The following is a 13,513-nucleotide window of genomic DNA, read 5'->3' on the forward strand; positions in this document are numbered from 1 at the left end:
CCAAGTTTCTTAAAAAACGAGCCTTTTATAACTAGACTTTTTAAGTAATAATTGATGGAATCAATGTCTTCTATAATACCGTTTATTTAGAACAAATTACTTAAATTTTTAAAATAAAAAGCCCTAAAATTACTTCAACAAAGTCAAGTAATTTTAGTAAAAATTCCCGAAAAAATGGTCTAAATTTGCCCCATCTAACATTAGCAAAAAGCGAAGCAACCGGCCACAAACACCGCATCAACGATGGGAAAGCGCAGCTATATCAAATTGACTGGATCAAGCACCGGCCACCCCTTGCGAGTCCCCCCCGATGTACAATCTAGCAACACAAGCGCTAACCTGGGTAAATTGGGGAATTGACCCATAACAATGTCCTACCCAAACAGGAAACAAGCCCTAATCACCGGCAAAAAGCCTGAAACCTTATAACCATTGCTTAGGATAAGATTTTCGCGCCACAAAATTATTAAAAAGCACCGTACAAATTACCAAAATAATCGACCCCAACAACACCGGCCTCAACAAAAAATCCCAAGACGCCTTACTCATCACCGCCACCAACGCCACCGCACCCGCAGCAGGATGCAAAGTTTTCGTGATTTGCATAACCGCAATTGCTGTTGCCACCGCCGCTGGCATAACCCAGCCCTGAGATCCAAACAAATGAAAAAAACTTAACCCAACCAAAGCCCCTAAAAAATTGCCACAAATAATATTCCGAGGTTGAGCCAGCGGACTTTCAGGAATCGCAAATGCCAGCACAGAAGTCGCCCCAAAAGGTGCCACAATCAACGGATAATTAAAAATCCCCGAAATGTTTTCCAGCGCCGAAATACCTAAAAAACTGCCACAAAAAGACAAAGCAATATGAGCATAACGGCTGGCAAAGAAATTAGCCTGATTAAGCTTACTTTTTAATAACTTGGAACGCCGGCGAAACCTTTTTAAATAAACAAATTTTGGCAGATATAACACACCGATTTTACCTTGGCAGCGCTGGCTTTTCATCGCTTTATCTCACACTTATAAATTCAGGTTTTATTAACAGAAATTTTTTCGCTTAGCAAGTTTTTAGCGCCTTTATTTACCGGCACCAAACGAGCGGTAGAAAAAACTTGAACTGAATCTAGGATAGATCCAAATCCTAAAAATCTGTAAAGTTCGCTACAAAAATCACCCCAAAAATAACTTATGCTAAATATAAGTAAACTTTATTATTCAAGCCAAAAAACGGCAAAGCCAAGCAGATAAAACTGCTCGACTCTAAACGCAAAAAACTTTAATTGCCCATCCTATAGCGGCAAAGTGTTAGTGCACCCTATCAATCAGAAATCACTAGCTAATTCCCCACCGGCACATTTTTAAACGCCGCAGTTTCCGGCACATAAATATCCAAAACCGACACACTTTCGGGAACCCTTAACCACACATAAGCATCCGCAGAAGCACCTGAACGAATTTGAGATAAAGAAACAGAACCCGTCGAACGTTTCACAACATCAACCGCATTAAAAGTTTCGGTAGTTTGAGGATTTCTTGCCGTAGAACTACCCACCTGAATAATATCACCACCAGCCACATCTTCAGCCAGCCTGCGAACACGCATTTGCACATTCACAACATCACGATTGCCCGTTTCTGGGTCTTGAATTCGCTTCACCGAAATTAACTCAACTTCCCCCTTTCTGCCAAAAGCCTTTTGAACAAAATCTCCGGGTTTAATAGGCGTAATTGTTTTAACTGTTGTTGTCGTTTGTGTCTGAGTCACCGGCACATTATTAACCGCCTCCGCAACACCAACAGGCACATTCTTAAACGCCCCACCATTTTCGACAAAAATATCAATCTTATCCACCGAAGGCGGCACCTTCAACACCGTAGAACCATTCACCGAATCCCCCCGCCGTATATTCAACAAAGACACACTCCCAGAAGGTGGTATCTGCCCAGAAACCGGAGAATAAACGTCATAAGTCACCGGATGACGTGCCGTAATCTCCCCAAAATTAATCACACTATTTCCTGTTAACGTATCCGCCAAACGAGTTACCCGCATTTCCAGAACCACCTCATCAGGAACCCCCGCAACTCGTCTCACAGAAAGCAACTCCAACCGCGCATCATTTCCTGCTGCTGGAATCACAAATTCTCCTTGTTTAACATCATTTTGTGGTTCCGTTGGCGTCAGCACTTCTCTATTATTTCTTGTCTGAGTTTCCGCCACCAAAGGACTACTCACACTCCCCGATTGCACCATGCGGTAAAACCAATAACCACCCCCCGCCAATAGCAAAGCCAGCGTCGTAGCTATCCCCGCTAAAAAGCTATTCAAATGACTGCCACGCCGCCGTGTTTCAGGAGCAGCGCTTACTGTTTCTACCCTACTTCTATTCCCAGTTTTCATAACACAACCTTCAACCAACAAAGCTAAAAAAACTCTAACCAAACCCATCCCAAAAACCCTCTCCCAAAAGACACAAACCCCACCTACCTCTGTGATCCTGCGCCGCTCCTTCAGCGCCCTCTGCTGTGAAAAAAAATACCGAAACCCTATGATAATACCCGAATAAAAAAAAACAAACCGCAAAAAACAGCCAAGATGAACTTCAAAAAATCCCTAAGCGCTATCCTACTCGCCCTCAGCACCCAAACCCCCCTGCACGCCCAAACAGCCCCCGTAAACCCGCCCCAAATCGCCCAAGCCTCCACCATTTGCCCCGCCCAATTGCCCAAAGCCATTGACAGCATCACCAACCGGCCCGAATTCCGCCGTGCAAGCTGGGGTATTTCCATCGAACCCCTCGCCACCAGCACGCCCCTCTATCACCGGCAAGCTGAAAAGTATTTCATCCCCGCTTCTAACGCCAAACTACTCACCACCGCCGCTGCTTTACTCAAACTGGGCCCCGATTATCGCATCCGCACTTCCGTTTATGCTAATCCTGTAAACGGTGATAGTGTGCCGGTGTTGCGTGTTGTTGGACGCGGCGACCCCAGCCTTACAACTGCTCAATTAAAATCTCTGGCAACACAGTTAAAAAATTGGGGAATTCGGAATGTTAATCAGTTGGTAATTGATGATGGTTTTTTTCGAGGCGATTTAGTTAATGCTAACTGGGAATTTGAGGATATCCAGGCCGGTTATGGTGCGCCGGTTAATAGCTTAATCCTCAATCAAAACGCCGTCAATTTTACTTTGTTTCCTCAACAAGCCGGCGAGCCGCTATTAGTTAAATGGGATGATTCCCAAGAGGGAGCAAGTTGGGAAGTTGAAAATACATCGATGACGGTTACTTCAAATGAAGAGGAATTTATCGATGTGGGACGCGATTTGACTAAACCTGTTTTGTATGTAAGCGGTCAATTGCGGGCCGGTTCTGAACCGGAATCTACTTCGGTGGCAATCACACAACCGGCTACTAATTTTTTACAGAAATTTCGTCAAGTTTTAGCAGCAGAAGGCATTAGGGTCAAGAGTACAAAAGTTATAAAAGATGGCACGCCAAATGCTGATGAAGTTGAGTTGGCAATGGTTAGTTCTCCGCCGTTAATTGAGTTAATTAATCGCACCAATGTAGACAGTGATAATCTTTATGCAGAGGTGCTTTTGCGATTGTTGGGGACAGTTTCAGATAATACGAAAGCAGCACAATTTCAAACAGCAAATGCGGGTTTAGATACAATTAGAAATGCGCTGGCAGAATTAGGTTTAGACCCGAAATCTTATAAACCGGCTGATGGTTCTGGGTTATCTCGGCACAATTTAACGAGCCCTGAAGCTTTGGTTAATTTATTACGAGTAATGGCGAGTACGCCGGTGGCTGATATGTATCGAAATTCTCTGCCGGTGGCGGGGGTTAGTGGTACCTTGGCAAGTCGTTTTCGTAATACACCGGCCCAGGGAATTGTTCAAGCAAAAACCGGCACTCTTTCGGGTGTTGCTTCGCTTTCTGGTTATCTCAATAATCGCAATTATGAGCCGTTGGTTTTCAGTATTATTGTCAATCAATCGGATTTAACTTCATCGACAATTCGCCGCAGTATTGATGATATTGTCGTGCTTTTGTCTCGTCTGCGCCGGTGTTAATTAAGTTTGTACAAACCCGGTTTCCTGAAAAAACCGGGTTTTTGAGATTAAATTTGACGGCTACCACAGGAATTGCTATATATAGGAATCATCAACAAAAAGGAATCAGCAGATGCCCACTGAGCCGCAAATGAGGGCTTTATATATAATAGGCTATCAGTTAACTTTTTTGATGTTTCAGCCTATCCACATTATTTGCATTGACGGAAGAACTCAAAATTTATTTATTTTGGCAGGGCATAATGAAGATATACAATTTGAAATTACACGCCAGGGGGAGGTATTCTGATGAGTCAAATTGATTACGCCGCTATGTCAGATGAAGAGTTAAAGCATTACTTTCTTAGCCACCGGCAAGATAAAGCTGCTTTGGAAGCTTATCTATTACGTCGTCGTCAGCGTTCTCTTCCAATCATTACTAGGGTAGATGATAACGATTTTGAGGCTAAAATTAAAGCCTCTATCCTTGAGCAAATGAGTCAATAATCCTTATTTTTTAATCTTTTAATCAGCCTTGAAACAACGAAAAATTAAGTTTTTAAAAACCCGCTTTCTCAAAGAAAACGGGTTTTTGCTTACAAGTTTTTGAGATTTAATAACCCGGTTCTTCTTCGTATTCGCGGGTTTTAGTGCGTTCGGGAATGTTTACGCGGGGTGCTTTGTAAGGTTTCGGGGATTCATCATCCGCCCAAGCATCGGCCTCGATATCATCTTCATAATCATCATACTCCTCATCGTAGGCCGGCTCTTCATAACGCGGTTTGCGCGGTGGGGTGTAGCTTTCGTTGTAATTGCTGCGGGCCGGTGGTTCGCTCCAGTTTTCCTCTTCTTCCAAGTCTTCTGGTTCATAATACATGGCCTTGGCCGGCGGTTGTTGGCGAATCGGCGGACGGACGGGCTCGCGTTCTTCTTCTTCCCAGTCATCCGCATCCCATTGGGCCACCGGCTCACTGCGACGGACTGGTTCTGCTTTTATTGGCACACCGGTGCCTAATTGATTTTCTGGACGCGCCACCGGCGGATAATAAACTTCTTCCTCTTCCCGTTCCCAAGGCGGTTGGCCAATACCTAAACGTTCCAACACTCCCACAGTTAACTGGATCAAGCGTTCTTCGGCACCTTCAAAAACGATCAAGCGGTTTGGGCCGCTGCTGACAATTTCTTCAATGGGTAACTCATAAGTGCTTACCACTTGGTCGGGAATGAAGGGAATGCCGAACGATGCAATAATCAACGATAAGACAGTGCCGGTTTCTTGGTTAAATTTAAAACCACGAACTTTTCCCAGCATCTCGCCGGTTTCCGTGATCACTTCACTGCCAATGAGGGCACTATAGGCATCAACGTCGATATCTTCAATTACATCTTCATCTTCTACCAGGATCACGTCCCCAATTTGGATGATACTGGTCAACAGCATAAAACGCGGCATCCCGGCTATCGAGAGCAGGTTGTCTCTCAGTCCGAGTGCCACGACTTCCCGGCGGTCAATGTCTACCAATAGCTCTTTAACCACCCCCAGTCGTTTGCCGGTGTCGCGGGTGATCACTTGGGTGTTTAATAAATCTGAGCGTAGCCGTATTTGTTCAGATGTCATTCTTAGAGAAGTCCTGCTCTCGAAACCTAAATTATGTTTGTCATTTGTCCTTTGTCCTTTGTCATTTGTCAAGTAGGTGGAGTTTTTTTGACCGATGACGCTTGACTGATTGGAACTCTATTTAAAATAGCCGTTACTGATTGCTTGACTGCTGTAGGTTTAATCCTATCACTTGCGTGTAGGCGCCTCTGGCTTGGGTGACACCAATGGTGCGTTGGGACGATTCAATCATAGGCCGGCGTAGACTCACGACAATAAACTGGGCTTGTTGTGCCTGTTGTTTAATCATTCTAGCTAATCGCTCCACATTTGCCCCATCCAAAAACATATCTACTTCATCAAAAGCGTAAAATGGCGAAGGCCGGTAGCGCTGTAATGCAAAAATAAAACTCAGCGCCGTGAGAGATTTTTCGCCGCCAGACATGGAAGCTAAACGCTGCACCGGCTTACCTTTGGGATGCGCCACCAAGTTTAAGCCACTGCTAAACGGATCTTCCGCATCATCAAGTTGCAAATACCCATCGCCATCGGATAATTCCGCAAAGATACTTTGAAAGTTTAGGTTAACCGCATCAAAAGCTTCTTTAAAAGCTTGCAGGCGTAGGGTTGTAAAGTTTTCAATTCGCAGCAGCAATTCGGTTCTTTCGCCTTCTAATGTTGCCAATTTCTGACTTAATTCATCAAGTCTTGCTTGGGTGCGATCATACTCTTCTAAAGCCAGCATATTCACCGGCTCCATTGCTTGCAAGCGTTTTTGCAAAGATTTAACTTCTTTTTCTAGTTCTTCTAATTGTATATTTTCTGGAACCACCGGCACCGGCTCTGGCAATTCAATTTGTTTAGCTTCTAAACTTTGCTGTAAGCTTTCCAACTGTTGCCGGCGTTCCTGCTGGATATTTTGCAGTTTTTCGATTTGCCATTCAAGTTGCTGTCTGGCATTGCGGCGTTGATTTAACTGCGTTTCTGCTCTGTCGCGGGCAACTTTTTCCGAGCCTAATTTATGATCTAATTCTGCTAGGCTAATTTTGCTTTCGTTAATTTTATCTACAATTGTAGACAAATTTTCTCTCACGCCTGACAACTGGCTATTAACGCCGGCTAACTGCGTTTCATATTCTGCCAAGCGTTGCCGGCTTTCAGTGATTTTTTCTTCGGTTCGCTGGCGTTGCACTTCCAAGTCTTGCAGTTTTTGTTCGGCTGAACGCAAAGCTTTTTCGCCTTCGGCTAGGCGTGCTTCTTCAGCGCGAATACGGATTTGGATTTGTTGCCATTCACTATGAGTCTGTGACTGCTCTAACTCGGCTAAGGCAAATCTGTTTTGTTGTAGTTGCGCTTCGGTTGCTGGTAATTCTACTTCTAAAATAGCCAGCCTGTTTTCTGCTTCTGCTAATTCTTGGGAAGCTTTTAAAAGTTGCGTGTGGAGTTGTTCTTGTTGTCTTTGAGCAGTTTTAATTTCGGTTTCTATTTGTTCCGCAGTCCGCTGATTTTCCCGTTGTTGTTGTTTTGCTTCGAGTAATTCTTGATTTTTTTGTTTCACCACATTACTTGCCTCAGCAATTTTGCGGTTACATTGTTCTAAAATTAGCTCAATTTCTTGTAATCGATTTCGCAAATGTGGAATTTCCGCAGATTCTGTGTTGGTGCCGGTGCCAAAATGTAAGCGAGAACCTGATCCTCCGATACTTCCCCCTGTCATGGCGCCGGTGGTTTCCAGCAATTCGCCATCCAGGGTAACAATGCGATACTGTCCCAAATACCGGCGAGCATTATTGATATTATCAAAAACCGCTGTATTGCCAAATACATAAGCAAAAATATCGAGATACTTTGCATCTGTTTCTATTAAGTGTATCGCATAATCAACAAATCCTTGAACTCCATTAGGAACTGTCAGATTATATCGTGAAGGCCGAATTTTATTCAGGGGTAAAAATGTTGCTCTACCGGCCCGTTTTTGCTTCAAAATTTCAATAGCTTGCGCCGCAACGCTATCATCTTCAACTACTAAATTTCCTAATCTTCCCCCAGCCGCAATTTCCAACGCCAGCCGATAGCGTTGTTCAACTTTTCCCAATTGTGCAACTAAGCCGCAGAGTCCTTTTAAGCCTGCCTGAACAATAACCTGGGTGGCGCCGGTGCCGGAGGCTTCCTGCATTGCTTGCGCTTGGGCTTCTAATTTATCTAATTGCCGTTGTTTTTCCCGTTGTTCATTGAGCAGGCGTTTTTGTGTTTCCTGTTGAGTGTGTAATTCCCGTTCGGCTTCCGCGAGAGCCTGACTCAGCAATTCCACTTGCGCCGTAGCTTGAGAGCGATTTTCGCCGGTTTCGCTTTGCTGCTGTTGTTTTTTGCTAATTTCCTCCTCTAAATTCTGCAAAGTTTGCGATTTTTCTTGAATTTGGCTATCCAAAGCATTAACTCTTTCCCGCAGTCTCGCTTGTTCGGTACGTTGCGGGTCAAGAATTTGTTGCAGCGTTTCAATTTGTCGATGCAATTCTGTTTGCTGCTGTACCCAAGCCTCAGAAGCGTCGGCAGTTTGGGCTGATTGTTGCTTTAATTGGGTGAGAATTTCTTGAACTTCATTTCTGCCGGCCTGCTTATGGCTGACTTCGACGCTTTGCACAGAAATTTGCTGCAAGGTTTGAGTCAAAGTTTGCTCATATTCCTTGACTTTTTGCTGGCTTTGTGATAGGGCGGTTTCAATTTCCCGCTGTTGGGTTTGTAGTTCTTGTTGCCGGTTTTGTAGTTGTCGGCTTTCTGCTTCCTGGGTGGCTAATGTGCTTTGTACAGCGATGAGTTCCTCTTCTCCCATTGCTTTGACTGCTGCATTGAGCCGGTCGAGTTCGGCATTAGCTTGCAAAATCTCAGCGTTGAGGTTGGTTAGCTGTTGATTGAGGTCATTTGCGCTGCGTTCACCGGCCTCAATATGTTCGCGTAATTGCCAGATTTGTTGTTGCAATTGCCGGTAAACTAAAACAATTTGCCACTGTTCTTTTTGCAGAAATTCTATCCGTAATTTTTGATATTTTTCTGCTTTCCCGCGATCTGCGGCGAGGCGGTCGCGCTGAGCAATTAATTCTCGTTCAACAATACGCGCTTTTTCCTCAAGATCCTTAACTTCATCAAGTTTATTTCTGGCTTGAACAATTTTGCGGTCAAAAGCCGCCACCCCAGCTAACTCATCAATAATTTCTCGACGTTCGCGGGCGTTCATGGTGATAATGCTGGTAACGTCGCCTTGTAAAACAACGTTATAGCCTTCTGGATAAATGCGAAGCCGGTTCAGTTGTTCGTGTAACTCTGTCAGCGTACAAGGCGAACCATTGGCGTAATAGGTTGAGGTGTAGGTGCCCTGTTTGGTGACGCGCAGTTTTCGGGTGACACTCCATTCTGTGAGGGATTGGTTTTTGACCGGTTCTTGGGAGTTGTTACCATTGCCATTTACCTCTTCTCCCCAAAATTCTTGGGCTTCTTCCGTTGTTGCAAGTATATCGGGAGAATCTGATAAATCAAAGGTTACAGTCACGCTGGCTTCGATGGTACCGCGAGAATTTTGCTGGTTATTCACTAAATCGGGTAAGCGTTCGGCCCGCATTCCTTTGGACGAAGAAAGGCCCAAAGCAAAGAGTAAAGCATCGAGAATATTTGATTTTCCTGAACCATTTGGGCCAGAAATAACGGTAAACACCGGCAGTAACGGCACGCTCGTTGTGCCGCCAAATGATTTAAAGTTGGTAAGTTCGACTCGCTTAATATGAACCATGTAAAGCTGGCTGGCCTGGGTTTTGCAGAAATGATGAGGTTATTACTTAGTTTAGCGGTCTATACAGGTTATCACGCTATTTAGCCGGTAAGATGCAGGGCTTCGCCAAGGATGAGCGGGGGTTTGGGTTGGAAATAATTATAATTTAAGTGGTTTGTTTTGGGTTAAATGGGTTTTTGATCATGCGTTAGTTTTGTTTGCTTATGAGTTTTTTGAGGATGGATATTAAGGCTGGTTTGTTGATGTGCCGGTGACAAGAATTTTTCGGTTTTCAATAAAAAAAGATGCTGGTTTTCGCATCTTTTACAGGGTGATTAGATTTTTTTAACCGCAGATGTATGGCAGGCAAGATGCCCGCCCCACAATGGTTTACAGTTTTGTCCCACACTCAGGGCAGAATTTGCTGCTGGAAACATTTTTTGCGCCGCAGCCGGTACAATAAATTATTTCGGCGGCTTTTTCTAGTTTGTTAATTTCAGGTAAACCCAGCATTTGTGCGTTGCTCTTTCCAGGCGCTACCATTGGATAGCAGTTTTCATCCCGTTTGACAAAGACGTTTAAAAGCACCGGCCCGTCGTGCGCCAGCATTTCTGTCAACGCATCTTTTAACTGATCACGGGAATTTACCACCATCCCTTTAATGCCATACGCCTCAGCCAACTTCACAAAATCAGGCATCCCTGGCTGCATATTTGATGACGAATAACGCTCATGGTAGAACGTTTGCTGCCATTGCCGCACCATTCCTTGCCAGCCATTATTTACGATAAGGGTCTTGACATTTATGCCATATTGTGCTAAGGTTCCGAGTTCCTGAATATTCATCTGCACGCTGGCATCACCAGAAATACAGATCACTTCTTCATCCGGTACCGCCACTTTCACACCCATCGCCGCCGGCACTCCAAAGCCCATCGTACCAAGACCGGCACTTGAAATCCATTTGCGGGGGCCATTTTTCAAAAACTGCGCTGCCCACATTTGATGTTGGCCCACATCTGTTGTGTAATAGGCATTTGGTGCCATTTGCCCGATCAGGGAAATTACCTCTTGCGGTGCAATCACATCTTCATAATGTGGCACCACCAGCGGATAATCTTTGCGCCAGCCGCTAATCCGCTCAAGCCATACCCGCGTTTGTTCTGGGTCTGCCGGCTCGTTAATTTCCCGCATTCTCCGCAACAGATCCATCAAAACCTGGCGCACATCGCCGACAATTGGCACATCCGGGGCGCGATTTTTACCAACCTCAGCAGGGTCAATATCAATATGGATTACTTTTGCCCGCGAAGCAAACTCATCCAGCTTGCCGGTAACACGGTCATCAAACCGTGCCCCCACCGCAATCAGCAAATCACACTCACTCACAGCATAGTTAGCATAAGCCGTGCCGTGCATTCCCAACATTCCCAGAGATAACGGGTGATTTTCATCAAATACGCCCTTACCCATCAACGTTGTTGTCACCGGCACACGATAATATTCTGCTAACTCCTGAATCTCTGCATGAGCAGAAGCAGCAATTGCACCACCCCCCACATAAAGCAGAGGTCGTTTTGCTTCTCGAATCAGACAAATTGCCTGGTTCACCTGACGCGGATTACCTTTCACCGTTGGCCGGTAGCCCGGAATTTTCACAGAACCCGGTTCAACCGGAAAATAATCAAATTCCTCCAGAGCCACATCCTTCGGCACATCAATCAAAACCGGCCCTGGGCGTCCCGTACTGGCAATATGAAAAGCTTCTGCTGTAATCCGCACAATATCACGGACATCGCGCACCACATAAGAATGCTTGACAATAGGTAGCGTAATCCCGTAAATATCCGTTTCTTGGAAAGCATCAGTGCCAATAGCCGCCCGCGAAACTTGGCCGGTGATCACCACCAACGGGATAGAATCCATGTGAGCATTAGCAATCCCCGTTACCAGGTTTGTCGCACCGGGCCCAGACGTGCCAAAACAGACTCCCACCTGGCCGGTGGCGCGAGCATAGCCATCAGCCGCATGAGCAGCACCTTGTTCGTGTCTAACTAGAATATGCTGAATGTCACCAGCGGCCTCAAATTTATATAGCTCATCATAAATCGGCAAAATCGCGCCACCCGGATAGCCAAAAATATGTTTTACTCCGTGACGCTTCAACGTATCAATCAGCGCATAGCCACCACTTTTGCGGGTGGGAGTGGGTCTTAACTCTTTATTGTCTGGCTTACTTTGCGACAGCACCGGGAAACCTCGTCTTAATCTCATTAATCTGTCTATTTTAATTCTATGCTTCATGTCTGATGAAACTTCAAAATTTTTAATCTTTTTTATGCTTGACACTTGCAGGTAAAAGTCTCTCCCCCCTACCTCGCCAAGGAGAGCAAGCAAAAGTCAGCAGAGATGGGATGGTGAGGAAAGTCAGGATGTTATGTATTTTTGAGGTGATACTCTAGCCAGCGGTGGAATCTCGCCGCTTGCCAATTATCTGAGATCGGCTGCTTTTTCTTTTCATCCCAGATGCCTTAATTAGCGCTTGTATCATCTTGTTTCGTTTTCGGGTAGTTTTCCCTAAAAAACACTATATTTTTCAAAAAGACCGCGTTTCTCAGCATTTCTTGTTTGAGATTTACGTTCAGGGATGCTCAACAGGATTTTTTGCTGGAAACCTATACAGGTTGTCATAGAAGTAGGTAAGTGTAAGTTCTATGACAACCTCTACATTGACTTTTAACAAAAAAGTAAGAATCGGCTTTTGCCTTAAAAAATAAGGGAATTTTGACGAATAGCAAACTTAAATCACATCCTCCAAAACCTTGCGGGTACTTAACCAAGCCCAAATACCGGCAATCGCCACAACCAAACTCATCCCCAACATCACCACCCGTAAACCCACCGCATCCGTAAGTGGGCCGGCAATCGCTAGGGGCAAACTAAGAGCAATATTGACTACATTATTTTGAAAACCAAACACCTTACCCCGCATAGCTTCAGGAGTTTGCTGCTGGATGAGAGTTTGCATAGGTACGCCTATGAGAGAACCTCCTAAACCTAATATTCCACTCAAAGTTAAAGCCAGCCAACGGTCTTGAGTATAAGTAAAAACACCTAACACAAACGCCATCATCAAAAAACCAATTAACGGCAAAGGTTTATTGTGGAAACGTTCGCCCCAGTGACCTAAAATCCCCGCCCCCAAAACCATTCCTATTCCCGCCGCCGCCAGCAAAAAGCCAAATTGATTTTCTTTTAATCCAATATCTTTGGCTAAATTAATTGCCACAATTGTTAAAGCTGCAAATACAGAATAAAGCACCGTTAATTGCAGCATTGCATTACTGACTAAACGGTTTTTCTTCAGATAGCGCAAACCTTCTTTAAAATCATGCCAAGGATTCACCTTTGCCAAAGCATCCGCACTTGGGTTTTCTTTTAGGGGGAGGAAATAAAACACCGCCGATGCAGAGAGGTAAAGAAAAGCCACCGTAATTTCTTGACTGTAATCACCGGCAAAATTTTTCACAAAACTAAACAAAGGTTCACCCACCGCAAAACCAACAATCAGAGAACCCAGCATCGTTGTTGTAAAAAGGGCGTTGGCAGTCATTAAGCCTTGTTTTGGCACCACCAGAGGAATTGCAGCTAATTCTGCCGGGGCAAAAAATTGAGTAAGAATCGATTCCAAAAAGGCAATGGCCAAAAGGAAGATAAAATCTTTAGGAAGGAAAGGAATACAGAGAATTAATAGGCCCCGCAGGAAATTAGAAAAAAATAAAATTTGCTTTTTAGAAAAGCGGTCAACAAAAATCCCCGCCGCCGAACCAAAGACAATAGCTGGCAGAGTATTTGCTAACATCACCGCCGAATTCATAGAATTTTTGAGAGCATTCGGCGGTCGATAGTCTACCAACAGAGTAATAAGCAAAACTAGGAAAACTTTATCAGCGATTTGGGACAAAATTTGTCCGCACCAAAGCACCAAAAAAGACTTATTTTTGAATAAAGCGTTAAAGCCGCTACCAGAAGGAGGAGGGCTGCTACTGGCTGGAAGCATAAGAGAAATTTAGCCTTTGGGAGGGTAAGA

9 protein-coding genes are annotated in these 13,513 nt (G+C 44.6%); 3 read left to right on the forward strand and 6 right to left on the reverse strand.

The genetic code is table 11. The features are described 5' to 3' along the window. Nucleotides 1-423: 423 nt before the first annotated feature. Both NG798_RS16910 and NG798_RS16915 read right to left on the reverse strand, forming a co-directional pair. Complete coding sequence (locus NG798_RS16910; RefSeq protein ID WP_261224865.1) at nucleotides 424-1,008, reverse strand: HPP family protein; 585 nt, start codon at nucleotides 1,006-1,008, stop codon at nucleotides 424-426. A 331-nt stretch (nucleotides 1,009-1,339) separates the two neighbouring features. Then, nucleotides 1,340-2,404 carry a hypothetical protein gene (locus tag NG798_RS16915; RefSeq protein WP_261224866.1) on the reverse strand — a complete coding sequence of 355 codons (1,065 nt, stop codon included), beginning with the start codon at nucleotides 2,402-2,404 and terminating at the stop codon, nucleotides 1,340-1,342. Between the two features lie 195 nt (nucleotides 2,405-2,599). On the opposite strand from NG798_RS16915, the gene dacB reads away from it, so the two are divergent. From dacB to NG798_RS16925, 3 genes are all read left to right on the forward strand, one after another. Next, the gene (gene dacB / locus NG798_RS16920) at nucleotides 2,600-4,087 is read left to right on the forward strand and encodes a D-alanyl-D-alanine carboxypeptidase/D-alanyl-D-alanine-endopeptidase (RefSeq protein ID WP_261224867.1); all 1,488 of its coding nucleotides are present in this window, start codon (nucleotides 2,600-2,602) and stop codon (nucleotides 4,085-4,087) included. A gap of 112 nt (nucleotides 4,088-4,199) precedes the next feature. Beyond that, nucleotides 4,200-4,376 carry a hypothetical protein gene (locus tag NG798_RS28180; RefSeq protein WP_375338974.1) on the forward strand — a complete coding sequence of 59 codons (177 nt, stop codon included), beginning with the start codon at nucleotides 4,200-4,202 and terminating at the stop codon, nucleotides 4,374-4,376. After that, entirely contained in the window at nucleotides 4,376-4,573 is a 198-nt protein-coding gene (locus NG798_RS16925; protein ID WP_261224868.1) for a selenocysteinyl-tRNA(Sec) synthase, read from the forward strand. The genes NG798_RS28180 and NG798_RS16925 overlap by 1 nt, the downstream gene beginning before the upstream one ends. A 106-nt stretch (nucleotides 4,574-4,679) precedes the next feature. Here NG798_RS16925 and NG798_RS16930 read toward each other — a convergent pair whose 3' ends face one another. The 4 genes from NG798_RS16930 to NG798_RS16945 form a co-directional block, all read right to left on the reverse strand. Further along, the gene (locus NG798_RS16930; protein WP_261224869.1) at nucleotides 4,680-5,684 is read right to left on the reverse strand and encodes a PRC-barrel domain-containing protein; all 1,005 of its coding nucleotides are present in this window, start codon (nucleotides 5,682-5,684) and stop codon (nucleotides 4,680-4,682) included. A 133-nt stretch (nucleotides 5,685-5,817) separates the two neighbouring features. Next, nucleotides 5,818-9,444, reverse strand: a complete 3,627-nt coding sequence (smc, locus tag NG798_RS16935; protein WP_261224870.1) for a chromosome segregation protein SMC — start codon at nucleotides 9,442-9,444, stop codon at nucleotides 5,818-5,820. A 369-nt stretch (nucleotides 9,445-9,813) separates the two neighbouring features. After that, nucleotides 9,814-11,727 (reverse strand): biosynthetic-type acetolactate synthase large subunit, encoded by a 1,914-nt coding sequence (ilvB, locus tag NG798_RS16940; protein WP_261224871.1) that lies wholly within the window; start codon nucleotides 11,725-11,727, stop codon nucleotides 9,814-9,816. Nucleotides 11,728-12,223: 496 nt separating this feature from the next. Then, nucleotides 12,224-13,483 carry an MFS transporter gene (locus NG798_RS16945; RefSeq protein WP_261224872.1) on the reverse strand — a complete coding sequence of 420 codons (1,260 nt, stop codon included), beginning with the start codon at nucleotides 13,481-13,483 and terminating at the stop codon, nucleotides 12,224-12,226. Nucleotides 13,484-13,513 lie beyond the last annotated feature (30 nt).

Source organism: Ancylothrix sp. D3o, from assembly GCF_025370775.1.
Classification (GTDB): domain Bacteria; phylum Cyanobacteriota; class Cyanobacteriia; order Cyanobacteriales; family Oscillatoriaceae; genus Ancylothrix.